Origin of the sequence: Photobacterium rosenbergii, assembly GCF_033022775.1 — a bacterium.
In the GTDB taxonomy this organism is placed as follows: Bacteria; Pseudomonadota; Gammaproteobacteria; order Enterobacterales; family Vibrionaceae; genus Photobacterium; species Photobacterium rosenbergii_A.
In genome coordinates, this window is the sequence record NZ_JAWJZI010000004.1 from 284,189 (window position 1) to 307,871 (window position 23,683).

The 23,683-nt window shown below is 49.6% G+C and carries 24 protein-coding genes; 5 read left to right on the forward strand and 19 right to left on the reverse strand.

The features are described 5' to 3' along the window. Positions 1-22 precede the first annotated feature (22 nt). From R2X38_RS12165 to R2X38_RS12195, 7 genes are all read right to left on the reverse strand, one after another. On the reverse strand, positions 23-1,360 hold the full coding sequence (locus R2X38_RS12165) for a DUF2254 domain-containing protein (RefSeq protein ID WP_317522506.1): 1,338 nt from the start codon (positions 1,358-1,360) through the stop codon (positions 23-25). Positions 1,361-1,522: 162 nt separating this feature from the next. Continuing rightward, a complete protein-coding gene (locus R2X38_RS12170; protein WP_317522507.1) occupies positions 1,523-1,891 on the reverse strand; it encodes a carboxymuconolactone decarboxylase family protein in 369 nt (122 codons plus the stop codon). A gap of 184 nt (positions 1,892-2,075) precedes the next feature. Beyond that, positions 2,076-3,320 carry an NRAMP family divalent metal transporter gene (locus R2X38_RS12175; RefSeq protein ID WP_317522508.1) on the reverse strand — a complete coding sequence of 415 codons (1,245 nt, stop codon included), beginning with the start codon at positions 3,318-3,320 and terminating at the stop codon, positions 2,076-2,078. 63 nt (positions 3,321-3,383) lie between these two features. Further along, positions 3,384-4,349 carry a biotin-dependent carboxyltransferase family protein gene (locus R2X38_RS12180; protein WP_317522509.1) on the reverse strand — a complete coding sequence of 322 codons (966 nt, stop codon included), beginning with the start codon at positions 4,347-4,349 and terminating at the stop codon, positions 3,384-3,386. Continuing rightward, positions 4,346-5,062 (reverse strand): 5-oxoprolinase subunit PxpB, encoded by a 717-nt coding sequence (pxpB, locus tag R2X38_RS12185; RefSeq protein WP_317522510.1) that lies wholly within the window; start codon positions 5,060-5,062, stop codon positions 4,346-4,348. Before pxpB ends, R2X38_RS12180 begins: the two co-directional genes overlap by 4 nt. After that, entirely contained in the window at positions 5,059-5,793 is a 735-nt protein-coding gene (locus R2X38_RS12190) for a 5-oxoprolinase subunit PxpA (RefSeq protein WP_317522511.1), read from the reverse strand. Before R2X38_RS12190 ends, pxpB begins: the two co-directional genes overlap by 4 nt. A gap of 43 nt (positions 5,794-5,836) precedes the next feature. Next, positions 5,837-6,631 (reverse strand): putative hydro-lyase, encoded by a 795-nt coding sequence (locus R2X38_RS12195; RefSeq protein ID WP_317522512.1) that lies wholly within the window; start codon positions 6,629-6,631, stop codon positions 5,837-5,839. A gap of 158 nt (positions 6,632-6,789) precedes the next feature. Here R2X38_RS12195 and R2X38_RS12200 point away from each other — a divergent pair, with 158 nt between their 5' ends. Continuing rightward, the gene (locus R2X38_RS12200) at positions 6,790-7,677 is read left to right on the forward strand and encodes a LysR family transcriptional regulator (RefSeq protein ID WP_317522513.1); all 888 of its coding nucleotides are present in this window, start codon (positions 6,790-6,792) and stop codon (positions 7,675-7,677) included. A gap of 479 nt (positions 7,678-8,156) precedes the next feature. Here the strand turns inward: R2X38_RS12200 and R2X38_RS12205 are convergent, their stop codons facing one another. The 5 genes from R2X38_RS12205 to R2X38_RS12225 all read right to left on the reverse strand — a co-directional run bounded on the left by R2X38_RS12205 (position 8,157) and on the right by R2X38_RS12225 (position 12,563). Then, positions 8,157-9,326 carry a MerR family transcriptional regulator gene (locus R2X38_RS12205; RefSeq protein ID WP_317522514.1) on the reverse strand — a complete coding sequence of 390 codons (1,170 nt, stop codon included), beginning with the start codon at positions 9,324-9,326 and terminating at the stop codon, positions 8,157-8,159. Between the two features lie 356 nt (positions 9,327-9,682). Then, positions 9,683-10,054: a DUF202 domain-containing protein gene (locus tag R2X38_RS12210; RefSeq protein WP_317522515.1), complete on the reverse strand. Its 372-nt coding sequence runs from the start codon at positions 10,052-10,054 to the stop codon at positions 9,683-9,685. Between the two features lie 13 nt (positions 10,055-10,067). After that, entirely contained in the window at positions 10,068-10,415 is a 348-nt protein-coding gene (locus tag R2X38_RS12215; RefSeq protein WP_317522516.1) for a YidH family protein, read from the reverse strand. A 240-nt stretch (positions 10,416-10,655) separates the two neighbouring features. Next, complete coding sequence (locus R2X38_RS12220; protein WP_317522517.1) at positions 10,656-11,069, reverse strand: DUF2799 domain-containing protein; 414 nt, start codon at positions 11,067-11,069, stop codon at positions 10,656-10,658. Between the two features lie 396 nt (positions 11,070-11,465). Beyond that, positions 11,466-12,563, reverse strand: a complete 1,098-nt coding sequence (locus tag R2X38_RS12225) for an alcohol dehydrogenase family protein (RefSeq protein ID WP_317522518.1) — start codon at positions 12,561-12,563, stop codon at positions 11,466-11,468. Positions 12,564-12,780: 217 nt separating this feature from the next. Between R2X38_RS12225 and R2X38_RS12230 the strand changes: the two genes are divergently transcribed. From R2X38_RS12230 to R2X38_RS12240, 3 genes are all read left to right on the forward strand, one after another. Continuing rightward, the gene (locus tag R2X38_RS12230) at positions 12,781-13,668 is read left to right on the forward strand and encodes a LysR family transcriptional regulator (protein WP_317522519.1); all 888 of its coding nucleotides are present in this window, start codon (positions 12,781-12,783) and stop codon (positions 13,666-13,668) included. Positions 13,669-14,152: 484 nt separating this feature from the next. After that, positions 14,153-14,719: a porin family protein gene (locus R2X38_RS12235; RefSeq protein WP_317522520.1), complete on the forward strand. Its 567-nt coding sequence runs from the start codon at positions 14,153-14,155 to the stop codon at positions 14,717-14,719. A 173-nt stretch (positions 14,720-14,892) separates the two neighbouring features. After that, entirely contained in the window at positions 14,893-15,360 is a 468-nt protein-coding gene (locus R2X38_RS12240) for a DoxX family protein (protein ID WP_317522521.1), read from the forward strand. A 78-nt stretch (positions 15,361-15,438) separates the two neighbouring features. Here R2X38_RS12240 and R2X38_RS12245 read toward each other — a convergent pair whose 3' ends face one another. Together R2X38_RS12245 and R2X38_RS12250 are read right to left on the reverse strand one after the other, a co-directional pair. Beyond that, on the reverse strand, positions 15,439-16,098 hold the full coding sequence (locus R2X38_RS12245; RefSeq protein WP_317522522.1) for an HAD-IA family hydrolase: 660 nt from the start codon (positions 16,096-16,098) through the stop codon (positions 15,439-15,441). Positions 16,099-16,136: 38 nt separating this feature from the next. Continuing rightward, positions 16,137-17,225, reverse strand: coding sequence for a glycerol dehydrogenase (locus R2X38_RS12250; RefSeq protein WP_317522523.1), 1,089 nt, complete (start codon positions 17,223-17,225; stop codon positions 16,137-16,139). A 284-nt stretch (positions 17,226-17,509) separates the two neighbouring features. Between R2X38_RS12250 and R2X38_RS12255 the strand changes: the two genes are divergently transcribed. Continuing rightward, a complete protein-coding gene (locus R2X38_RS12255; protein WP_317522524.1) occupies positions 17,510-18,373 on the forward strand; it encodes an AraC family transcriptional regulator in 864 nt (287 codons plus the stop codon). Here R2X38_RS12255 and R2X38_RS12260 read toward each other — a convergent pair. The 5 genes from R2X38_RS12260 to R2X38_RS12280 form a co-directional block, all read right to left on the reverse strand. Further along, positions 18,370-18,705 (reverse strand): PTS fructose transporter subunit IIB, encoded by a 336-nt coding sequence (locus R2X38_RS12260; RefSeq protein WP_317522797.1) that lies wholly within the window; start codon positions 18,703-18,705, stop codon positions 18,370-18,372. The two genes, R2X38_RS12255 and R2X38_RS12260, sit on opposite strands and share 4 nt — an antisense overlap. Positions 18,706-18,824: 119 nt before the next feature. After that, positions 18,825-19,502: a transaldolase family protein gene (locus R2X38_RS12265; RefSeq protein ID WP_317522525.1), complete on the reverse strand. Its 678-nt coding sequence runs from the start codon at positions 19,500-19,502 to the stop codon at positions 18,825-18,827. Between the two features lie 55 nt (positions 19,503-19,557). Next, on the reverse strand, positions 19,558-20,418 hold the full coding sequence (locus tag R2X38_RS12270; protein WP_317522526.1) for an SDR family oxidoreductase: 861 nt from the start codon (positions 20,416-20,418) through the stop codon (positions 19,558-19,560). A gap of 2 nt (positions 20,419-20,420) precedes the next feature. Further along, the gene (locus tag R2X38_RS12275; protein ID WP_317522527.1) at positions 20,421-21,281 is read right to left on the reverse strand and encodes a [formate-C-acetyltransferase]-activating enzyme; all 861 of its coding nucleotides are present in this window, start codon (positions 21,279-21,281) and stop codon (positions 20,421-20,423) included. Next, positions 21,271-23,571, reverse strand: a complete 2,301-nt coding sequence (locus R2X38_RS12280; protein ID WP_317522528.1) for a formate C-acetyltransferase — start codon at positions 23,569-23,571, stop codon at positions 21,271-21,273. The genes R2X38_RS12275 and R2X38_RS12280 overlap by 11 nt, the downstream gene beginning before the upstream one ends. Positions 23,572-23,683: the final 112 nt, after the last annotated feature.

Below are 23,683 nucleotides of genomic sequence, written 5' to 3' on the forward strand. Positions count from 1 at the left end.
AAGCAAACTGATATTTGGGTGTTTAGATATTAGTAAAGGTTGCGGAGTTTTGCTGTAAGGTCTCCCTTATTGCTTTAAGTTTTATTTCTATCTTTGCTCTATCTACTGGCTCATTAGAACTTTCAATACAAGCATTTGAAACTAATACAGCATGTTTTTCAATGGCATGTTTATCGACGGTTCGTATGGCTTGCTTAGCAAGCATAAGTAGACTGTCGAGCAGAGAAAGGGAGACGGCATGATTTTGGTTGCAGTTGTGTCGTATTTGATCAAACGCGGCATCGGCAATATTTTCAAAATTCACATTATTTACAATCAAGCACAAATTTTGGTTTTCGTCATAGTGATTGTTGGGAGGAAACTTTCGCCGCAGCAAAAGCCCTAGGGCTATAGTCAACCGATTGATACATGCGATCGCCGTTCTAGGATCATTTATACCAGAAGAAAGAGCTCGCAAAGCAACCTCTTCAAGTTGACGCACATTAAAGACAATATCTTGCTCCGGTGTTGCGACGTCTCCCACTATAAAGCATTGATTTATTGCTTTTACCACCGTTTTCTTTGGGCTCTCATGATGGTAAATGATCGCTAATGGGATATTTTCAATAATGAATTCACCTGGCTGGTAAAGTAACTCTATTGTGGATTCCTGTTCTTTAGCGAGCAAGAATAGCTTTTGCAAATCCACAGCTTGAATGTATCCATTGGATAAAGACGGAATGTGAAAGCGAGAAGGAGGCCCATCAATACCGGCGTTCATAACAAGTTCAGTATTATCGTCATGAATATCATCAGGATAAAGAGTATCAATAGCACAACACAGTTCATCCGATACAGACTGAATCAAAGTATCAGCTTGAATAAACACAGCGACATGGTGAATATATCGGATCAGCATTATCAAACAGGTTAGTGCTAAAAAAATAGCAATACTCAAAGACAATTGTAGCCTGACATTACTTTCCGCTAAGGTGAGTAGCCAGGCCAAAATGAGCAAGCAATATAAAAAGGTTGACGTGAAGATGCCCAACCCGATTTGAGTGATGGGATCACGGATAAAGTTGCGCAGTAGACGCGGCCCTAGTTGGCTGGAGGCCAAAGAGAGCACCACCATTGTCATTGAAAATACGACCCCAGCGACAGTAATAATCGAGCTTGCGATCGTCGAAATGAGGCCAGCCGCGTTATCAGGGCTGGCTGAAATTAGCCAAGATTGCAAAGGTAGTCCAGAGAGGTGAACATGAAGATCAACCCATATTGTAGCAATGGCTATTACAGCTGAGAGAAACATCATAAAAAGAGGAACAAACCAAAAGCTCGTCCTCAAGAGCTCCCACAGATGCCACAAATAGATTTTCATGTTTTCCAACCTCAAATGCTCGAAGCCAACGACTGTCGTTAGACATTAACATTTTGAGTTTAGGTTATTGTATCGACCTCCGCGGGCTAAGCGGTTCCGTTGATAATGCCCGCATAGCGTTCACCCTGCATTGTCACCATTCCAGCCCAACACCTGACACCTCTACGCTTCTTCAAACACTTCCTTGGCGATATTCATGCCATTGATAGCGGCAGGAAAACCGGCATACACCGACATCTGCAAGATGATTTCAGTGATCTCCTTTTGCGTGCAGCCAATATTGAGCGCGCCTTTGATGTGCCCTTTAAGCTGGGGCTGGCAATTGCCCATCGCGGTTAATGCTGCAATGGTGGCTAGCTCTCGGGTTTTGAAATCCACCCCCTCACGTTGGAGCACATCACCAAACGGATATTCGATGGTGTACCTGGCGAGATCTGGGCATATGTCCGCGAACTGTTGCGTCATTGCGTCTACCGCATTGGGATCAAGCTCATTGAGCTTGTCCGTTCCCTTTACATATCGATCACTCATTTTCTCTTCACCACATAGCTGTTTGTTTTTTCATAATATTGATACGGCGAAGAAGGTTACATGAGAGATACAGGCAACTCAAATGCACTTTGATACTGGTGATAGTACGAAGAAAAAACAAGCAGTGAATATAAAAGCCCTTACTAACCAACTGGCCAGCAAGGGCTTTACTGCATCATTCCGGTCAACCAAATAACATGGTGTATAAGGTATAAAGACTCATTGCAGCCATCATCACCGTAATTAACCAGCCGAAAACTGATAGCCAAACAGGATGCTTATAGTCTTTGCCGACAATGGATGCTTTACGGGCTGCGATCAGCATGATGCCGAGTGTCACCGGCAGGATAAAGCCGTTCAGCGCGCCAGCAACGATTAGCAAGGTGACAGGCCTGCCGATAAAGCAGAAGATCAAGCTAGAGGTAATGATAAAGCCAATAATAAAGGCACGAGAGTTGCGCTCGATAAACGGGTGAAGTGTTTTCAAAAATGACACCGACGTATACGCTGCACCTATGACCGAGGTAATTGCCGCCGTCCACAGTACCAACCCAAAAATCTTGTAGCCCACATTGCCCGCAGCGTGCTGGAACATCGACGCCGGTGGGTTTTCCGGGTCCAATACAACACCGGTACTGATCACGCCCAGTGCGGCCAAGAACAGAATCACACGCACCAAAGACGCCAAGCTAATCGCGGATACCGAGCCCCGGTTGACCTGAGGTAGCGCCTCTTTGCCCGTGACGCCGGCATCAATTAAGCGGTGTGCACCCGCAAAGGTGATGTAGCCACCCACCGTACCGCCGACCAGGGTTATAATCGCCAGCACATTCAGTTTTTCCGGCCAGACCGAACGGTACAGCGCTGCGCCAACTGGAGGAGAAGTCGAAAAGAGTACATACAGTGTCATCGCAATCAACGAACCGCCCATCACAATAGTAAAGCGATCCATCACTTTACCTGCATCTTTGAGCAAAAAGATGGTAATGGCTATCACCGCACTGATCGCCGCCCCGGCAACGGGTGTGATCCCCGGAAACAGCACATTCATCCCCATACCAGCGCCACCAAGATTACCGATATTGAAGGCCAGCCCACCCAGTGCAACAGTACCGGCTATTGCGATACCAAGCCCCGGAAGCAAGTCATTCGCAATATCTTGAGCACGCTTTTTCGAAACGACAATTACCCGCCAAATGTTGAGCTGGGCGCCGATATCTAGAATGATCGAAACCAAAATCACAAAGGCAAAGCTTGCCCCAAGGGTCTGGGTGAACACAGTGGTCTGGGTTAAAAAACCGGGGCCGACGGCCGATGTTGCCATCAGGAATGCCGCGCCCATGATCAATGACCAGTTAAAACGCCCCGGAACTGACGGCTGCGCAATAGGGCTGCTTGCAGGTTGTTGAACCACTCTCTCTGTTGTCATGTATTACTCCTGTAAGTGTTTCAATGCAGCGACATCCAAATGCTGCTCTTTATATTTCTTTTTTCAGTTAGTCGATACACGCGCTGTCTGGCAGCGCCGCTTTCCCACATAACCTCGGAAAAACTCTTGTTCTACCATTCGTTCGGCTTCAGCTTGGTATATATCCTTTTCAACAAACCGAATTTCAGCTCCTGGCAAACACTGCGCCAGTTGACTCACCCCCTTTGCCGTCACGCAACCAATTTTGGGGTAACCACCTATAGTCTGCCTGTCTTTGAGCAAAATGATCGGCTGGCCATCGGCGGGGATCTGGATCGCACCCAGGGCTATTCCTTCTGACACCAAGTTCTTTCGCTGGCATTCAATCGCCTCACCAGATAAACGGCAGCCCATCCGATCCATTTGCGGAGTCAGGGTATAGGTAGAACTAAAAAAGCGCTCTCGCTCCACAGGTGAAAAATCTTCAGATTGATAGCCAAGGATCACTTCAAGGATCAAAGACTGGCTGTAAGCCGGAATAAAGTGGTGGGGCACCCGTTTGGTCAAAATAGGTTTACTGACCGAGTAACGCAGTAAGTCCTTGGCGCTGAGTTTTTCTCCAGCTCCATGCAAACCTCCTAGCTGATCTCGGATTACCGTCGCGCAGCTATCAAGGGATTGAGGGGCTTTAAATCCACCTTTCACAGCAAGATAAGCCCGCATCCCCGCTCGAGCTCCTCGTAACGCCAGCCTATCCCCCTGCTTTATAGAATAAGACTGCCACGCTTCAATAGGTTGGTCATTTAGGGTCGCCCCCATGTCTGCGCCAGTGATGGCAATCGTGGTTTCCGTATAGAACTCACAACTAAACTGCCCCATGGTCACTTCGATTTGGGCGGCATTACGCTCGTTATCGAGCAAGCGGTTAGCCCACAGGAAAGCGTGCTCATCCATGGGACCACCGGTGCTTACCCCGATAGACTGATGGCCGAATCGTCCAAGGTCTTGCAGCAGGCTAAGTGGACCTGGCGTTAAAATTCGAAGGGTCATGCAACCTCCCTTTCCTGGGTCATTTCCTCGGGGAGCAGGACGCCTCCCATATCAAGGAATGTCGCCTTATCAATCGGGGTGAAAGAGACCTGTGCCCCCATCTCGAATAACGTGAGGTTATCCCGCTCGAAATCGATGAGGCTAATCGGCGTTCGGCCGATCACCTGCCAGCCACCGGGTGACTGCTTAGGGTAGATTGCTGTCTGGCGATCAGCTAGCGCCAAGCTTCCCGTTGGCACTTTCAGTCTTGGTGTCTGTTTACGTGGGATTTCAATCCGCTTATCAGTATTCCCCAAATAGGCGAAACCCGGCGCAAAGCCAATGGCATAAACGCGATAGGTCGTTGCAACATGAATTTGGATCACTTCGTCGAAAGTCAGCCCTGTATGGGCACAAATTTCATCTGCATCCAATGCTACCTCAGGGCCATAATACACAGGCAGCTCAATCGTCTTCACCTGGCGGTTCGAAATGCTATTGTCACACTCTGCCAATACCCTTTGAAGCTGTAGGCTAAAATTGCGTAGCCCGATGGTAACGAGATCAAAGCTGATCAGGATTGAGGTATAGGAAGGGACAATATCAACCACGTACTGTCCTAGGTGGGACTGAATCACAGGTAATGCCGCCGCTACCCTATCAGCCGTTGCGGGGCTCACGGTATCTGAAAAATACACGATGATCGTGTTTTCATTGACAGGTAACATCCTCATAGGCCGTTCACCTTCTGGTGAAGCAACCTAGCAGTAGGCAGTGACAATGCCCCATCTCCATGAATACATAGAGTATCGGCATGAATAGCCACTTTTTTACCGGACAGGGTGGTGACACTTTGTTCATCAATAAGCTGAATAGCCTGCTGCTCTATCTTCTCAAGCGTGGTATGGCTAGAGCCCGCAACCGTGCGAGGTGTTAGTCGTCCATCATCATCGTATGCCCTGTCAACAAAGGCTTCGAACCACAGCTGAATGCCATAAGTCGCCGCGAGATCTTGATAACGGGCATGATCCGGTACAGCCATTACAACCAGAGGTAACTGGGAATTAAATTGTTTCACCCCTGATAGCAACGCCTGAAAAACCGCATCGTCTTTCATCATGGCGTTATAGAGTGCGCCATGGGGTTTGACATAGCCTAGCGCTGTCGATTCACTTTGGCAGATCGCCTGCAGTGCGCCAAGCTGGTAGATAAAGAAAGCAATTAGCTCATCTTGGCTCATTGCCATATGCCTTCGACCAAAGCCTTGTAAGTCGGGATAACCGGGGTGCGCCCCAATCGTCACTCCATGCTGTTTGGCTAGCTGGACCGTTTTCTTCATCACAACCGGATCTGAAGCATGCATGCCGCAAGCGATATTGGCCATATCCAGATACGGCATCACCTGCTCGTCGTTGCCAAGCTGCCAAAGACCAAAGCTTTCACCCATATCACAGTTAATTTTCATTACTATCTCCTTGTCTGGCTTCTTGCCTCGCTCCTTATCTGGCTTACAGGAAGGCGAACTCATTATTTAGTCTGTCTGTGATCAGCATCTTGCCCGGCGCGTGAGTGATACAAAACGGTGGCTTGCTATTACGCATGACGTTTTGGGGAGTTACGCCGCACGCCCAGAATACCGGGACTTCCTGCGGTTTAATTTCAACCGCATCACCATAATTGGGGGTGTGGATATCTTCGATGCCAATCGCAGCCGGATCGCCAAAATGAACCGGGGCACCATGCGCCTTAGGGAAACGGGTCGTGACCTGAATGGCGCGAATCGCATCGGCAGGGATAAATGGACGCATCGATACCACCATGTTGCCATGGAAGCGACCAGCAGGCTGGCAAGGGATAGTGGTGTCGTACATCGAAACATTGCACTGCTGGTCGATGTTGCGAACCCGCAACCCGGTTTGCAGCATTGCCTCCTCAAACGAGAACGAACAACCCAAGACAAAAGTCACCAAATCATCACGCCAGCGATCAGCCAAATCCGAGCAAGCATGCTCAAATTTTCCCTCGTAGAACACATGGTACTCAGGGACATCTCTGCTGATATCTATATCCAACCCGATCTCAGCCAGGTGCTTCTCCCCCGGCTCAGTCATCCCGATCAATGGGCAAGCGACAGGATTTCGCTGGCAAAACAGCAAAAACTCATTGGCCCAATCGACAGGCAAGATCACAAGGTTGGCTTGCAGGTACCCCTGAGCAAGGCCACTTGTCGAGCCGGTGTACGTATTCTCACGAATACGCTGGCGCAACTCAGCGAGAGGAAGTTGTGATACTGACTCAGACATGTAACCGCTCCTTGGTAATTGAATTGTTAACACCAAGTAAAGATACGGCTTATTTCGATAATGTCTATTCGTGAATTTTTAGGTATATTGATAAATAAAATTTATGTGGCTATATAAGTCAATCTTCAAATACCCAAAAGGAATGAGGGGCTGATCTCATGCTGAATCTAAAACAGCTGGAAACCTTTGTATGGATAGCTAACCTAGGTAGCTTTCGTCTAGCAGCCGAGCACCTGTGCACAACTCAACCTGCTATTTCCACCCGTATCAGCAACCTCGAACATAGCCTAAACACCACACTGTTCAATCGTGATAAAGGGACAGTTAGCCTTACTGCCAAAGGGCGGGAGTTATTGCCCCTAGCGGAAAATATCCTCAACAGTACCGCCCAACTTTGCTACAAAGCCGATGCAACCAGTGCGCTCTCTGGCCTACTGCGAATCGGTGTATCAGAAACGGTGGTGCACACTTGGTTACCTCAGTTTCTCGCTTCGATTAATGAAAAATACCCGGATGTCGAAGTCGAACTGATTGTTGATGCGACGGTGAACCTCAATAAAGAGTTGTTAGCTCATAATATCGATATTGCTATTCTACTTGGCCCTGTCTCCGAGCCTGCCGTCATCAACCATGTAATTTGCGAGTATCCACTTTATTGGGTCGCCAGCCCAGAGCTTGGGTTAGATGCAACGAGCTCAACCCACGCCTTTACTCGCTGGCCAATCATTACCTACGCCAGAAATACCGTGCCCTACTACGAAATACACCGCCACTTTACCGAGCAAAAAATCCATCAGGTCCAGTACTATTCGGTTAGTGCTCTGTCTGCTAGTGTGAAACTGGTCGAAAGCGGGGTCGGGGTTGCGACCTTGCCCAAAGAGGTCATAAAGGAGCAGCTCGAAGACGGTCGTCTGACAATTATTGATTCCGATTGGACCCCCAACCCTCTCACCTTTACCGTTTCGTATATCACGACCCCGGATAGTTTGTTGATAGAAGAGGCGGTGAAGGTAGCGTTTGAGATGGTAAACAAGCTTGGGCAATGACGTGACGCACCAGTGGGTCATCAAAGTATTAACAGGTGTAGGTTTATTTCACCTACCCGCCCATAGTCAAAACAAACCGCCACTAAGAGACAGATATCGCTACTAAAATTAGTGTAAAATATCGTGTTCTGTGAGCAAGGACGAATGATTGATGATAAATCTATTAAAAATGATGTTCCCACCCCATCACCCGTGGTACTGATAAGTCATGTTTTGAAGTTATTTGACTTATGAGCCTGAAGGGAGAAACGTATGGGATTTGTTATTTTTTCACTCGCTACTCTGATCTCTGGAGCCGCTTGCTTCATCCACTGCAACTTTGGCAACGAGAGCTAATCGAATCTGGTTGCAGCGACTAAATCTTGATGGTCAATACCCATCAAGCTATTTTAGAACGAGACAATGAATACATAAAAGCCTCAACATAAAACAGCTGGGGCTTTATACTTTGAGTTGCAACTCTACGGAAAGCCGACTCGTTATCTTTTCTGCAAGATAAACACCTGATAGCCGAACTGCTCGAAGCCCTGGTGATAGATATCCAATTCGGTCTGGAGATCTTTAATCGCCTGTGACCCTGCCATGCTCTCTTTGAGCTCATTAACCCGCTGCTGGAGCGGCAAGAAATACGCCTGCCATGCCTCGTCGCTCAGGGTAAAGCTCTCAAGCACTTGGTAGCCCGCAGCCTGCGCCTGTTTGATGCGTTCTTCAACTGTGGTCATGTCCGGGTATTCTTTATTCCAGAATGCCAGCCTTTCAGAGCTTGGGTTGTCGCTATGCCACACCAAATCGCTCAGTACCAACACACCTTCGTCTTTCAATAAACGCCGCCACTGTTTGAGGGCGTTGTTGACCCCCATAATATAGGCGCAGCCCTCGGCCCAGATCACATCGAAGTGATTATCGCTAAATTGCAGGTCGGTCATGCTGGTGCACTGGGTAACGACTTTATCTTCAACACCCGCTTCAGCAGCGCGTTCTTGCAGCCTGCTAAGGGCGTCTTCATGATTGTCGACCGCAGTGATCATCGCATCGGACTGATGCGCCAACACCGTGGTTGCAATGCCCTGACCGCAACCGATCTCCAATATTGATTGGGGGACGGATGGCAGCAGGTTGAAGGCTTTGATGGTCTCGGCCTCTAAACCCGGCCCCCAACGGTCCAAGCTTTCAAAGATCGTATTGAAATCTGCCATGTATTGTTCGTGTGTATTCATGTCTTTTGATAACCACTTCAGTCTCAAGGCTTGCTTCTCATCAAAGCCCTGTTTCATTAACCAATCCAAATGTGCATCAGGGGCCGTCTGCTCAAGTGACTGGTGCCAAGCCGTCAATTCCGACTCACCCAGCATCGCAGCCAGCAGATCCCGAGACTGTTGTTTATGGGCAATCTCTTCATCAAGCTGGTGCATGCGGTTTAGCAGTAGTTCTCGGTCAACCTTGGCCTCAAGGCAGGCCTGGCACTCCTTAAGCGTCAACCCACCAGCCTGTAACTGTTGCAACAGTTTTAAGCGTTGGAGATCCTGTTCGCTATAGCTGCGGTAACCGTTGCCGAGCCGCTTACCGGCAATCAAGCCGAGCTTCTCGTAATACAGCAAGGTAGAGCGCGACAGCCCCACTTGCTCTGCTAATTCTGAAATCCGATACATGACCAAGCCCTATGCAATAAAGTCGCCACCTTAAACTATGAAGCTGTAGACAGGTCAATAGTTCAAATTATAAAACCGTTATGTACCTTGAGGTAACTTGGGTATAAGTTATTTATTCTGCGACAAAAGGATAGTTTGGCTGCCATGAAAGAAATCACCACACTCGATAGTAAGTCGTTTACCAGAATAAATGGATGACGGTCCGGGAAGAAAAGTACAACGCCAAAGTGGCTATAGCGGGATCTAGTTAGCTTGAAGGAATTCGAAGCGATGATTATTGACAATACCATCACTGATGCCAACAGCGTGAAGCCTATGGGCTGGCTAAGCTGAAACAGCTGATCTAACGCTATGGATTAAACCACGCCCAACATGACCAGCACATAGCTGATTGCTGAGAGCGCGACAGCAGTGGAAAAAAACAGATTCATGCCGATACTGCGCAGGTTGAGCAAGGGAAGGGAATAACGGTAATCCACACGCCGCAGTTCAACCAGAATCAGCAAAGCGAACGATATCACTGCCAACACCCCAGCGGTCACAAAGAGTACTGGGGCTTCTTTACTCCAACCGATTTTCACCAGCACGGCGGTGTGGAGAAACAGCACCAAGATTGTCCTCGACCACGACAAGAACGTGCGCTCCGGTTGGAGCCCGATATCGCGATTACGCTCGTTCGGCTCTGGAGAAACCGGGTCAAAATGGTCGGCCATCTGTTTATCAGTCATCTGTTTTTAGCCATTAAACCAACTTCATGATCAATACAACGATGGTCATCACCAGCCCCATCATGATCACACTCATCACCTTGAGGTGGCGGGTATAGGGCAAGGGCTTGCTGCGGCGCATCGCCATCTCATTACGTCGCCAACGGCGGTAGGCAAGAATAGAAAGGTACGCCGATACCAAGGCAAAGGATACGGAGAGGAATAACCTGACTTCAGGGTTGGCAAAATCCGGAGTGAGCTGATCAAGTGCTATCGCTGCCGCGAGAAACGCCAACGCCGTGCGAATCCAAGCAAGGAATGTCCGCTCGTTGGCTAAGGTAAAGCGGTAATCCGGCTCTTCCCCATCTTTGCTCCACTTCATCTATCCCCTCCCCTGATGCATTTGATGCCTGAACTGCTGAGCAGTATTTTTCATAAAATCAGTGGTGTGGGCAAATAGTTTTTATACTAGAAGCGCATACAGTTACGCTTTAGCTGCTTTCATTGACTTGTCTTAACTTAAGCCCAAACAAAAGGCACAAAAAAACCTTCAACAAACATTCTTGCTATGTCTGTTAAAGGCTTTTAAAAGTAATAGGCCTTGATCAGCGGTTACATTGGGTTAATACCCAAAACCAAATCCATCTGTTGAGCTCTCTCGCTCCATCTCCAATACGAATTCATCGTAGCCAAACTGATATTGCCTTCTGAATTCATTGCCATCGGGCATGCCATCACAAATACCGAAATAGCTTTGACCTGAATTACCCAAGTTCCATGCCTTATTGACATCGCAGTATTCGGCACGGCCCATTTCATAGCCAACAGAATATTTTTGCTGCGCGGCAAACAAATCCCCACTTACCAACGAAGAGAGATCCCTCACCCGGTGGCCTTTGCGCGCATCTTGCTCGCCTAAAGATTGCCAATCATTTGCTGCGGCGTATGCCTCAACATAGTTATTGGCACTGCAGGCACTCAAAACCAGCACCATTGAAACGCCCAATAAGGCACGCATCCGTTTGTGGTTGTTCATCTATGAATATCCAAACTAGAAATTGTCTTAAATATAACCGAAATTCCGCAGAGGGTAATTATGGCACAGGGTGATAGGCTTTTGATATCGATGAAAGATTTGGCAATGAATCAATAATAATGACGGCTTTAAGCAGTGAGGCCAATAGAACGGCCGCTGCTAACAAATGCCAGCAGCGGCAATTAAGCTGTATTAGGCGAGGATAAGCAGTGGCGCGACCATCGATAGAGAAATAGCTGCTGAAAAGATAATCGCAAACGTCATTTTTTCGCTCATTTTGTAACTTCCTTATGATGCGGGTGACAAGTCACTCAAAAACAAAACTTTCAAATGCATGTTATACCACCACACATCATAAAGATACATTTTAAATATTACTTAATGGCAAGCCCTTGATTAATGCTCTGGTACCAGCACCAACTTGCCGACAAACTTCTTGGCGAGGAAGTCTTCCTGTGTCTGGTGGATTTGCTCCAATGGATAAGTGTTGGAAACGACTGGCTTGATTTCACCGGCTTCAATGTAGCTCACCAAGTTTTCAAACACATGGCGCTGCTGGTAAGTACAGCCAAAGAAGCTCAGATCTTTGAGGTACAAAGTTCGCACGTCTAGCTCGGTCAGTGGACCACCGATTGCGCCAGCTACCGCATAGCGGCCGCCACGACGCAGCACCTCCGGCAGCTCCGGCCATTGCTCGCCAGCGACCAGATCAAGCACCACATCAACAGCCATAGTGCCAAGCGACTCTATCAAGCTATCGCCACGGGCAATGGTGCGGTCAGCGCCCATCTCAAGTACTTGCTGATGCTTGTCAGCACCGCACACTGCAATAACACTGGCACCACGGCGCTTAGAAAGTTGCACGGCTGCTGCCCCAACACCACCAGAGGCACCGGTCACCAACACCACATCACCGGCTTTAACGTTGGCACGATCAACCATGTTTTCCGCCGTTGAGAAAGCACAAGGAAATGAAGCCAGTTCGACGTCAGTCATGGTGCTGTTGACAGTAAATGCTTCACCAGCCAATGCCTTGGTGTACTGGGCAAAACCGCCATCGCACTCAGAGCCGAAAGTGATGCAACGGAAAGATTCATCTGTGTGCGGGTGCTGCTGCATGGCACGGACCATCACCCTTTCACCGATACGGGACGGGTCAACCTGATCGCCTACCGCCACAATATGGCCGGCAACATCTGCGCCCTGGATGCGAGGAAAGGTAAGCGGGATCCCTGACCAACTGGCATCCTGATCATCGATAGTGTCAAAACCGCCAGAACCACCGGCATTGGTGTCAGCCGTCACTTGCTTGGAGTACCAGCCAATCCGGGTATTGATATCGGTGTTATTCACCGCGCAGGCACCGACCTTGATCAGCACTTCGTTCTCGGCCAGCTCAGGTAACGCTAAATCGTTACGCAGTTCCAGTTTATCTAAGCCACCATGCCCGGTTAGCACCACGCCTTTCATCGTCTTTGGCAATGAAGTTGTCATTACAGTTTCTCCCACATCGTTCAGAACGCCTTTGGCTTTGATCCAAAGAATATTTGGCCCAAGAAATATTTGATTCAAACAATAATAGGGCTAGTCGATTTAACCAAACGAATAAAATTAACCTATAGATTTAGTAACTCTAAATCTATAATGTTTCTCAGGCCGTTTCCCTGCTACAAAGTGGCCTACCTTTACTCTCCACAGAGAAGACATTGAAATGGACACGCTGCTAGATCTAGAGTTGTTGAGAACCTTTGTTGCTGTCGCAGAAACCGGCGAGATTAAGCTTGCCGCTGAGCGGGTGTACCGCTCCAGCGGTGCTGTCAGCATGCAGATGAAGCGCCTGCAGGAGCTAACGGGGTGCGAACTGCTCGTCCGCAGCCATCGGGGCGTTGCCCTGACCGATGCCGGGAAAGTCCTGCTCAGCCGCAGCCAGCAGATGCTGGCCCTCAGCAGCAACACCCTTGCCGCTCTGAGCGGCAAAGATATCTCAGGCCAACTAACCTTCGGGATCCCCACCGACTATGCCGCCGACTTTACCCGCCACTTTATGCCGCTATTGAAAGCGAAAATGCCCAATTTGGCTGCTAAAGTGGTCTGTGACAGAAGCCGGCACCTGAGGAAAAAGCGCCAAGCTGGTACCGTCGATATTGCCATTGTTGCCGGGGAGCCAGGGATCAGAGATGGCATGCCGCTGTGGAGTGAGTCGATCAACTGGGTGAAGTCGCCCAAGCTTGCATTAAGCCCAGATCAACCCGTGCCTATAGCCCTCTTCGACGGCGATTGCCTGATCCGCGATCTGACACTTGCGACACTAGAAAATGCCGACATCCGTTATGAAATCGTCTTTACTAGCCCAGTTCTCGATAATATTGCCGAAGCCGTATATAACGGCCTGGCCATCGCATTGTTGCCAGAGTCACTGCACAAATTCGGCCAGACCCAGCAGGTGTTACCGTCAGAGCCTTTCCACGACACCTTTACCCTAAACGAGCGCCTGACCTTCAATCTTATCTATGCCCAAGGGCAGAACGCGCATACGGTAGAAACCATTTCTACCTGCTTTCTCCATGCCCACCAGCAACTCCAATCAGTATCGACCTGATTGCTCGTCCAAGGCTTTACCCGTAAGGCAATCAGCAATAAGTAGAGCAGAGATAAAGCTCAGCCGCAGCAACCTAGTAAAAAGTGGAAAGGCAGAAATAAAAATGCCCAGCCGAGGCTGAGCGAAATTTGCGAGTGTCCAAAACAAGACACAATTAGCGAGTCAAATTCTAGCAAGTAGATACAGGTAAACATTGTATCTGCATTCATCATAGCCACAGTTTCCTTAACCAAAACTGGCACGACTACATTAATTTTAGTTCATCTCCCATAATTGAGACTGGTCGGATATCAATGCAAGCCAAACCTATTCACCGCTCCCATTACAGATGATTGCTACCTATAAAAAAAACAGATAGATAGAATCACAGCCATGCCTCTGACATCTATGCCTCTAACGACAATGTATGGCTTTGTACTGGGTTATTGAGCTGACATTATCCAATCGATAATATCCGCTGCAAAATAATAAAACGGTGTATTTTATGAAAAACCTGATCCCAGCCCTTCTTCTACTCTGCCCGCTCAGCAGCTACGCCAGCAGCCAACCGATTACCCACGAAATGGGGTTGCGTTTGGGTGGGGGAGGCATGTCTAACAATAGCCACACTGACGGTGATGCCGGCTTCACTTTCGAGCTTGGCTACAACTACCACTTCAACCGTTACTTCTCGCTCGACACCGGCTACTTTGCCAACAGCGGCGGCCTGAGCTACATCGGCTCGCTTGGCCTAACCCAGTCCATTTCAAGCTATAACGGCGGGTTATTGGGAATTAAAGCGGAATATCCGCTAACACGCTTTACCAACGTCTATGCCCGTGGCGGCATTAACTACGCTGCAGTCGACCTTGATACCCGCAATCCCGATACCCGCAAGAGCAAGGATAACTGGCATACCAGAACCGAACGTGGGTTCTCTCCGTATATTGCCCTAGGCACCGAACTCGCCCTCGGCCAGCATTTTGGCATTAGTGTGGAGTACCAGCGCATAGAGCTGCCGCATAATTTTAGTAGCAACCACTACTTACTGGGAATAAATTTTAAGTTTTAACAACAACATATTGCTTGAAGTTAAGACTTTACCAGTTAGTTCATTCGAATTTTTTGAACGATAAGCTCAAGTTAGCCTGATGTTGTTCTCAACCGAAGCTGCCTATTCTGTACCCAACAACACAGTACAGTTACCCGACACTAGGGTTTGCCGACAGATTCGAGGACAGCATCATGAACACATTAATCAACAAAACACTATCATCGCCAGCCAGCTTCGCCCCTCTAGCCCTGCGAGTACCGGCAGGGATCATTTTTATAGCTCACGGCGCCCAGAAACTATTTGGCTGGTTCGGCGGCTACGGTCTTGAAGGGACAGGCAAGTGGATGGCATCAATCGGCCTGGAGCCAGGATTTCTAATGGCATTGATGGCAGGCGGCGCGGAATTCTTCGGCGGTTTATTCATCCTGCTAGGCCTTCTCACCCGGCCAACGGCGCTGGTACTGGCCGTTACCATGCTGGTTGCCATTGTTACCGTGCACTTGGATAACGGTCTGTTCATGTCCAATGGCGGATACGAGTTTGGCTTGGCCCTGCTGGCGATGTCGGTCTCGCTGCTGGTTTCAGGGGCGGGCCGCTTGGGTGTCGATAACTGGTTACTATCTCGATACCAGACAGAACAAGCACCAGCATTGGCGTAAGCGATAAAAAGTAATAACCCCACAGGCTTGTTTGCCTGTGGGGTTATTTTGCTAACTCAAGCTTGCCTCAGATATCACTCAACAATGAAGCATCATTTTGGTTGGGCTGATATCTAACTCCAGCTCCGCCATTGAGCGTATATGATAGTCAGCAGCAGGCAGTTCTGCTTTGCTTGCATGGCTGAGGATCCCAATAGCCACCGCATTGGCCGATTTTCCAGACAGTAAGCCAGCCTGAGTATCTTCAAAGCAAATACACTGATCAGCACTCAACCCAAGCTCTTTTGCTCCCGTCAAATACGGTTCGGGATGGGGCTTGCCATTGGTGAGCTTCTCCGGTGTCACCAACACTTTGGGCAAGGGCAACCCAGCCGCTTTGATCCGGGCATTGGCCACCGGCAAGGTGCCGGAGGTCACAATCGCCCAGGGAACCTGCTTTTCATTTAGCGCATTAAGCAGGGCCACTGAACCAGGAAGTGCCTTAGTGCCTTTGGTATCTGTCGACTCGTAGTCTTCCAGCCATTGGAACTCCCGCACAACTTCAGCCTGCGAGGCATCCTCCAGCAGTTCGGATATCGACTCCATCGCCGGACGACCATGAATCACAGACAAGACATGTTCGGGGTCTAGACCTTTGATTTGCGCCCACTGTGACCATGCCCGGGTCACGGCAGGAATAGAATCCACCAAGGTGCCATCTAAATCAAACAACAAGCCTTTGAACGGAACATTAGCCAAGGCTCTTCTCCTCATATCAATTAATAGCAAACAGGCCGTTAAGCTAGGCGACGGCAACCTTCCGCATCTGCTGCCTTCATGGCCGCAAAGACACTTTCAGCATTGACTGGGCGCGGTTCGTTATGGATGGTCTCGCCCTCAGCACAAGCGGCCTCAGCAACGGCCATCAACTCCGCATCGGTGACATCAGCCAAACCGATCTGGCTCAACGTTGTTGGCAGGCCTACGCTTTCACAGAACGTATAAACCGTTGCAATCGTCTCCACTGGCTTGTCTGTCAAGAACAGGGATGCCAATACGCCAAATGCAACTTTCTCACCATGCAAGAAACCGTGGGTCGGCTCCAGCACCGTCAAACCATTATGGATAGCATGCGACGCAGCAAGGCCACCACTTTCAAAACCTAGGCCACTGAGCAGGGTATTCGCTTCCACTACGCGCTCAAGCGCTGGCGTTACAACGTTTTGCTCGTTGGCAACCTTGGCCATCGCGCCATATTGCAATAAGGTGTCGTAGCACAAGCGTGCCAGGGCGTAGGCCGACACCGAACCTAAGTTACCTGTCATGTTCGCCGCAAAGCTCTGCTGGCACGACTCAGCCTCAAACCACGTCGCCAACGCATCCCCCATACCTGCCACCAATAGGCGAACCGGGGCTTTTGCAATTATCTGGGTATCGACAAGTACCAAGTTGGGGTTTTGCGGCAGCAGCAGATAGCGTTTGAACTCACCTTCCTGAGTATAAATAACAGAAAGGGCACTACATGGGGCATCACTGGCCGCAAGGGTTGGCACCACCGCCACAGGCACTTTGGCCTCAAAAGCAGTCGCCTTGGCGGTATCGATGGTTTTCCCTCCGCCTAGGCCTACCACAAATTCCCCACCGAAGCCCCGGAGCAAACTGACCAAACGGGCAATCTCCTCATCACAGCATTCACCGGTGAACTTCACGATCTCAACCTGAACACCATCAAGGTAAGGTTCAAACTCCCCCATCAGCGTGTCGTGTACAAATGGATCGCAGATCACCAAGCCTTTTTGGCCAAAACGCGCTAGCTCTGCACCCAACTGTTGACGGGCATCTTTGCCTTGCACATAGCGCCCAGGGAAAATGGTGGTTGTCAGCATGTTGCCTCCTAATTTCGAAATAAACTTGTTGCAGCAAGCGCACTTGCTGGAATAAAAAACGGGTCTCTGAGAAACAACATAACAACCGAAAATTAATGCTGAAATAGCACAGGTGTTATTTAAACTGGACGTATGTATGCAGTAAAAAAATATGTGAACACCGCAAGTAGGAGATACGATTCATGCCTGACTCACAAACTCAAGATTAGGTATGGGTATATATGGATTTGATGCGGCTTAATCGCGTAAAATAACCCGTATTCGCACTTACCCCAGTGGCTATTATGCTAGACAAACCTTACTTACTTCAGGCGCTTAATCACTACAAAGATGAAAGTATGTCACTGGGAAATGTCTATTATGCCGGCACCCTGCCCGAGCCGCCCCAACTGGCATACCAGGTTCATTTTCCCCGCATCGAAATGGTGCTTGCCGGCGAGATAGAGATGGAGCTAGGCAGCCAAACCGGTGTTGAACAAAGACACGTATTCCATCAGGGGGATGTGATTTACCTACCTGCCGAAAGCTGGAATCAACCGAGCTGGAACAAGCCGGTTGTGACCCTGACAGTGATGGTTGGCAAACAAAGTTTTGGCCTGAGCTTATTGAGCTGGGACGGGGAAAAATATGACTCCGCCATCAAAGAAACGGTGCTTCGCCGCGGGCCGAGGGTGGGTACCTTTATCCTCAATGCCTTGGATGAACTGACTAAACAAATTGAATCGCAAGCCACAATGAAATTATTGATAAGTTCATTGTTCAGCCATATTGTCGATTTAATTGAGCAGCCCCTTGAAACACCCTCAAAAAGCCATGCGTTGTTTGAATCAGTCCGTGATTACCTCGAACAGCATTATCACGAGCCACTTACCCGAGAATCAGTCGCAGAACATTTTTATGTCTCTCCCAACTACCTCTCGCAATTATTCCAAAAAGAAGGGCACATTAAGTTCAACGAATACCTAAACCATATTCGGCTGGAACGGGCGAAATTCCTACTGGTGAAATACGATATGAAGGTCAAAGAGGTGGCGCACCGTTGTGGGTTCAAGGACAGCAATTATTTTTGCCGGGTATTCAGGGCTCAGACCGAACGCTCTCCCTCCGAGTACCGCACGCAATACCTCAGTGCGCATGTTGATGGCTAGATTTTTATCTCAGCGCCACGGGGGGCCTGGCGGACTTTGGTGATCGCCTGCATCACCGCGTCAGTGCTTCGCAGAAAGTGGGAAATAGAGCAACGGACAACCCGGCAATGCTCGAACCGTTCAGCCCCTTCGATATTGATATCCGAGATGATAACAGCCACATCTGCCGACTGTATCTGAGCCTCGTCCAGCTGGTTTTCACTACCCAGGGCCCCCTGGGTTTCCACCGTGACTTTATATCCGGCTTTCTTGCAAATTTTCTCAAGCGCTTCTGCTGCCATATAGGTGTGCGCTACTCCGCTGATGCAAGCGGTAACCCCAACAATTTCCATATTCCCTACATCAAAAAAATGACCAAGCATAGTGAGTGTAATCTCAATAAGCTTAGCCATTATTAATCTTGGTCAGTTTTATCCTGACTGAATATGTTGTGGGCGTGCTCTAGGTCACATTAAAGGATATCCAGTACGTTGGTTCCTTCGCCGTAGACACCTTCCCAATCAGAAACAAAACCGGCAACGCCAGAGTCTGTTAACGGATGGACAAGAAGCAAATCAAATACCTCTGGGGCAATAGTCACCGACTGGATACCTGAAAGGGCTAACTGGTGTACCTGCTGGACATTTTTGAAAGAGGCGCCCAGCACTTTGGCATCTAGGTTATAGTTTTCAATTAGCTGCGCCATTTCAGCAGCCACGGCCACACCGTCGCCACAGATATTGTCTAGCCGGTTGACGTATGGTGCCAAAAACTCTGCGCCTGCCACTGCCGCCATAAGCGCTTGCTGTGGCGTCAAGATAGCAGTAGCCGTGATCCGGATCCCTTCGGCATGGATCAACTTCATTGCTTTGATCCCCTGCGGGGTTACCGGAACCTTGACGATAATGTCTGGGTCTATCGCCCGCAAAGCCTGTGCTTCTTTGAGCATAGTCTCGGCATCTTTGCCCATCACCTGGGCATGTAGCATACGCTCTTGGCCAATCACCTCACGGATGTCTAGCAATATCGCTTTGAGCGGGCGGTTCTCCTTGGCGATGATTGAAGGGTTGGTTGTTACCCCTGCCAACGGGTACAAGTCGACCGCTTTTTTGATAGCGTTAATGTCTGCAGTATCTAGCATATAAATCATGGTAAAACTCCTATTCAGCACCTGACCTATTCGCCATGGTTCAGGTGCTGTCTCATTATTTAATAAAGTGAAATTCTCTGAGGCACTTGGAAATCGCCAATTTGCTCTCGGTAAACGTAACGCCCTGCGCGGCAAGCTTGCTGGTATCTAGCCTGACATCCCGGGTCTTAGGGGCATCATTGGCCTCGAGTAGCTCAGCCAAGCGGGCTGTCTGGCCAAGTTCGCTAAGGATATGCTCAGCAATGTCGTAACGGCTGGCCGGGTTGTGCGCCCCGGTATGGTAGGTGCCATAAGGAATGGTGAAGATTTTGGGGAACTGCTCAATCAGCTCATGTACATAGGTTAAGCCGCGAAATTCATTGCGTCGCTCCTGCATCACCTCGCCATTGGTCAGCGCCTGCATCGCATTCCAAAGCACGTTGGGGTTAATACTGGTATGACGCTCCGGCAGGCCAAACAGCCAGGTAAAACGTAACACCCACATCTCATCCAGAATCGATTTCAGCTCGTGCTCGGCTTCTAGCTTGTTCTGGCCGTAGACAGTATCTGGCACCGGCGTATCTTGCTCGGTATAAGGGCCAGCTTCCGGGTTACCGTTGAAGATCTGTTCGGTGGAAATAAAGACCAGCTTGGCACCCTGCGCTTTGCAGGCGTTAGCAACATTGATCGCCCCACCGACATTCACCTTGTGGGCGACATCAGGGTGCTTATTACAGAAATCGGTCACGGCAATGGCTGCAGCATGGATAACGTAATCAGGTTTAAACTGGGCAAAAGTGCTATCAACCTCAGGTTTGTCGGTAATATCAAGCTGCTCGACATCCAACCCCAAGATATCGAACTCGTGCTGGTAGCGCTGGATAAATCGGGTGCCAAAGAACCCCTTGGCGCCGGTAATTAATATTTTCTTTTTCATGATTAGCCTCCAATAACCACTCGGTAGCCGTGCGCCTCTACATGGCTGCGGATGGCTTCCACTTCAGATTGAGTGGGAACGGCAACGTCCTTCATCAGGTACTCCATTCCCAGAGTTTGGTATTTGTTCGCGCCATATTGGTGAAATGGCAACAGGTGTATCTCTTCGACGTCGAACGGTTTCAAGAACCGAATGACTCTGTCGATATTCAGCAGATCCAAGGTATAACCCGGAATGAGTGGCAGCCGCGGGACAACATGTACACCTTGTCCGACCAAGCGGGTAAAGTTCTCCAGCACCTTGTCCAGGTTCAGGCCAACCACTTGTTTGGCCCTCTCCTTGTCCATGATTTTGAAATCAAACAGCACCTCCTCGCATAGCTGACCTATCCGTAACAACTGGGTCGTGCTGCCATGACCGGATGTTTCCACCGCGGTCCGGTATCCCAGCTGCTTGAGCCGGGTCAGAAGCTCAATAGCAAAGTGGGGCTGGTTGAGGACCTCTCCTCCCGACAATGTGATCCCGCCTTGTGAGGTATCGAAGAACACATCATCTTTGGCAACCTGGGCCAGCACCTCATCCAGTGTCATGTCTGTCCCGACCAGTTCCCACGCCCCGCTTGGGCACTCGTCCACATCCATTTCGCATTCTTCGCATTCCAGGCATTTCGCCATTCGCCGCATATAGGTCGTTTGGTGCGAGCGTGATTCCGGGTTGGCACACCATGGGCAACTTAAGGGGCAGCCTTTGAAGAACACCACGGTTCGGATCCCCGAACCATCATGCAGCGAGTAGCGCTGGATATTGAAGATCCGGGCGGTATGCTGGCTTTGCTCTACCTGTTCTTGCACATCACAGCTCATGGGCAGTTCTTCGGATAATATCGTCTTGGATCTCTTTCGAGAGCTCGACAAAGAAGGCACTGTAACCAGCCACCCGTACCACCAGCCCGGAATAATCTTCTGGCTTTTCTTGGGCTTTTTTAAGGGTGTCAGCATTAAGGACATTGAATTGGATGTGCTGCAGTTTCAGCTTCATAAAAGCACGGATAAAATCAGACAGCTTGCTCAACCCCTGCTGCCCTTCGAGGGTCGCCGGGGTAAATTTCACGTTGAGCAGGCTACCGTTGGACAACAGGTAGTTATCCAACTTGCTCACCGACTTGAGTACCGCTGTCGGGCCAAGTTGATCTTTCCCGAGCATTGGGGATAAACCGCCATCAGCCAACTGCTCCCCGGACAGGCGTCCGTCAGCCGTAGCCCCAACCACAGCACCAAGCGGCACGTGGGCGGATACGGTATAGGAGCCAGGGGTAAACTGCCCGCCCCGAGGGTTTTGGTATTGCTCTACTTCTTTACAGAACAGGCGTAGCAAGTCGGCCCCGAGTGAATCCACCTCATCAATGTCATTACCGTATTTTTCGTACTTGTTCATCAAGCGCGCGCGGACTTTCTCCCCGCCCGGGACTGCAAAGTTGCTGTCCAGCGTGGTAATGAATTCCTTGAAGGTGCAGCGTTGCTCTTCAAAAACATAGCGTTTTAGGGCATGCAGTGAATCCGACAGATTGGCAATCCCAATCCCCTGTACGCCGGAGAAGTTATAGCGACCGCCGCCATAAGTGATGTCCTTGCCATTTTCAATACAGTCGCTGATGAACGAAGACAGCAGTGGCACGGGTGCCCAGTCGCGGTGGCCAACATCACAGATATTAGAACCCTCGACCATCAGTTTGACGTAATGGCGGATATCGCTGCGGATCTCTTGCAGCAGGGTATCGAAACTCACATCCGGGTTATCCGCATTGCGCTGCATCGCCAGCTCCATCACTTTGAGCAAGTTGAACATGGCAATGTCATGCAGGCCGTAGGTCTTACCAGGAATAGATAGCTCAACACAGCCAACCACGGAATAATCACGGGCGTCCTCGAGTGATACGCCACGGTTCAAGAAGGCTGGCACAACAACTTCATCATTGAAGATTTGCGGGATCCCGGTACCAAGACGAATGGTCTCGGCCGTTTTCATCAAAAATCCGCGATCCATAAATTCATTGACCCGAACACCTAGGTTCGGCTGGGGTAACTGCACACTTTGGTAAGCATCCAAACACAGCGTTGATAAGACATTCACCGCACTGCGACCCACTTCATTGAGGCCACCCAGTAAGATGGTGTACCCGGTCGGGAACCCGGCAAAGAACTTGGCGCTGCTGGAAGAGCGCAGCAAAACGATGTCGTTGGTCTTGATCCACAGACTCTCAAGCAGTTCACGTAGGAAAGCCGGCGATTCACCTTGTGCGATAGATTGCTGGTAGAACGGCAGCATGTATTGGTCAAAGCGACCAAGCGACAGTGAGCTGGCATTGGACTCATACTGCAAGATGATATTCATATACCAAAATAGCTGGCAGGCCTCATAAAATCCCGCCGGCTTCTCGGTCGCCACCTTGCGTGATATGCGAGCAATGGCCCGAAGCTCCGCTTGGCGGGCTGCATCCACCGATCCCTCTGCCATCTGCTCAGCCAAGTCTGCGTAACGGTGGATATGGCGGATAGACGCCTCAAGCAGTATCACCACAGATTTGAAGAAATCATTGTCGGGCTGTCCCAGGCTCAGTCCATTGAGTTCGTCCACCAAAGCACCCAAGCCCTTGCCCAGCAAACGGTCGAAATCAATAATGATGTGGCCCTGGCCTTTGTCGGTTTGGTTGACGCTGAAAATCTTCTGCCCCACCGCCGCTTTGACATCGCTTGGGATCTGCGCATTGATAAAATCCTTCATCGAGCGCTCAGACCAATACGGCAATAGCTGCTCGCGGTAGATAGCCTTGTCCTGTTCGGAGATAAAGAATTTGTCCTGTGGACGAGATTCAAAAATATCGAGCTCTTTGTCGATCCAGTACGGATCCATCTCAGGGGAAGCAATACCCGCACGAGGCTCGATGGTCCTGTTACCGGCAATCAACTCATCTTCCCGGATCGAAATCGCCACGTTGTCCAAAACATAGGCGGTTGCTTTTGCACGGCGGATCAGGGTGGATTCACCTTCCGTTTGCTTGTGACTTTCGGTATAGAGCAGCGCACGCTCTAGGGAAATTTCACGTTGGGCGGCAAACAAGGCGGTTTTCAAGCGTTCTATTCGTGGGGTACTCATGTATTGGCTCCTGAGAATACCAGTTGAGGTGTTGAGCAATGTTGCTGTTTATCGTGTTGTCATTTGTATAGCTAAGCCGCCTTTCGTCCTGTAGGAGGCTTAGCTATCCAAT

Excerpts from the sequence above, each read along its gene's own strand:
- R2X38_RS12165 (WP_317522506.1), bottom strand. The coding sequence starts at position 1,360 with ATGAAAATCTATTTGTGGCATCTGTGGGAGCTCTTGAGGACGAGCTTT.
- R2X38_RS12170 (WP_317522507.1), bottom strand. The coding sequence starts at position 1,891 with ATGAGTGATCGATATGTAAAGGGAACGGACAAGCTCAATGAGCTTGAT.
- R2X38_RS12175 (WP_317522508.1), bottom strand. The coding sequence starts at position 3,320 with ATGACAACAGAGAGAGTGGTTCAACAACCTGCAAGCAGCCCTATTGCG.
- R2X38_RS12180 (WP_317522509.1), bottom strand. The coding sequence starts at position 4,349 with ATGACCCTTCGAATTTTAACGCCAGGTCCACTTAGCCTGCTGCAAGAC.
- pxpB (WP_317522510.1), bottom strand. The coding sequence starts at position 5,062 with ATGAGGATGTTACCTGTCAATGAAAACACGATCATCGTGTATTTTTCA.
- R2X38_RS12190 (WP_317522511.1), bottom strand. The coding sequence starts at position 5,793 with ATGAAAATTAACTGTGATATGGGTGAAAGCTTTGGTCTTTGGCAGCTT.
- R2X38_RS12195 (WP_317522512.1), bottom strand. The coding sequence starts at position 6,631 with ATGTCTGAGTCAGTATCACAACTTCCTCTCGCTGAGTTGCGCCAGCGT.
- R2X38_RS12200 (WP_317522513.1), top strand. The coding sequence starts at position 6,790 with ATGCTGAATCTAAAACAGCTGGAAACCTTTGTATGGATAGCTAACCTA.
- R2X38_RS12205 (WP_317522514.1), bottom strand. The coding sequence starts at position 9,326 with ATGTATCGGATTTCAGAATTAGCAGAGCAAGTGGGGCTGTCGCGCTCT.
- R2X38_RS12210 (WP_317522515.1), bottom strand. The coding sequence starts at position 10,054 with ATGACTGATAAACAGATGGCCGACCATTTTGACCCGGTTTCTCCAGAG.
- R2X38_RS12215 (WP_317522516.1), bottom strand. The coding sequence starts at position 10,415 with ATGAAGTGGAGCAAAGATGGGGAAGAGCCGGATTACCGCTTTACCTTA.
- R2X38_RS12220 (WP_317522517.1), bottom strand. The coding sequence starts at position 11,069 with ATGAACAACCACAAACGGATGCGTGCCTTATTGGGCGTTTCAATGGTG.
- R2X38_RS12225 (WP_317522518.1), bottom strand. The coding sequence starts at position 12,563 with ATGACAACTTCATTGCCAAAGACGATGAAAGGCGTGGTGCTAACCGGG.
- R2X38_RS12230 (WP_317522519.1), top strand. The coding sequence starts at position 12,781 with ATGGACACGCTGCTAGATCTAGAGTTGTTGAGAACCTTTGTTGCTGTC.
- R2X38_RS12235 (WP_317522520.1), top strand. The coding sequence starts at position 14,153 with ATGAAAAACCTGATCCCAGCCCTTCTTCTACTCTGCCCGCTCAGCAGC.
- R2X38_RS12240 (WP_317522521.1), top strand. The coding sequence starts at position 14,893 with ATGAACACATTAATCAACAAAACACTATCATCGCCAGCCAGCTTCGCC.
- R2X38_RS12250 (WP_317522523.1), bottom strand. The coding sequence starts at position 17,225 with ATGCTGACAACCACCATTTTCCCTGGGCGCTATGTGCAAGGCAAAGAT.
- R2X38_RS12255 (WP_317522524.1), top strand. The coding sequence starts at position 17,510 with ATGCTAGACAAACCTTACTTACTTCAGGCGCTTAATCACTACAAAGAT.
- R2X38_RS12260 (WP_317522797.1), bottom strand. The coding sequence starts at position 18,705 with ATGGAAATTGTTGGGGTTACCGCTTGCATCAGCGGAGTAGCGCACACC.
- R2X38_RS12265 (WP_317522525.1), bottom strand. The coding sequence starts at position 19,502 with ATGATTTATATGCTAGATACTGCAGACATTAACGCTATCAAAAAAGCG.
- R2X38_RS12270 (WP_317522526.1), bottom strand. The coding sequence starts at position 20,418 with ATGAAAAAGAAAATATTAATTACCGGCGCCAAGGGGTTCTTTGGCACC.
- R2X38_RS12275 (WP_317522527.1), bottom strand. The coding sequence starts at position 21,281 with ATGAGCTGTGATGTGCAAGAACAGGTAGAGCAAAGCCAGCATACCGCC.
- R2X38_RS12280 (WP_317522528.1), bottom strand. The coding sequence starts at position 23,571 with ATGAGTACCCCACGAATAGAACGCTTGAAAACCGCCTTGTTTGCCGCC.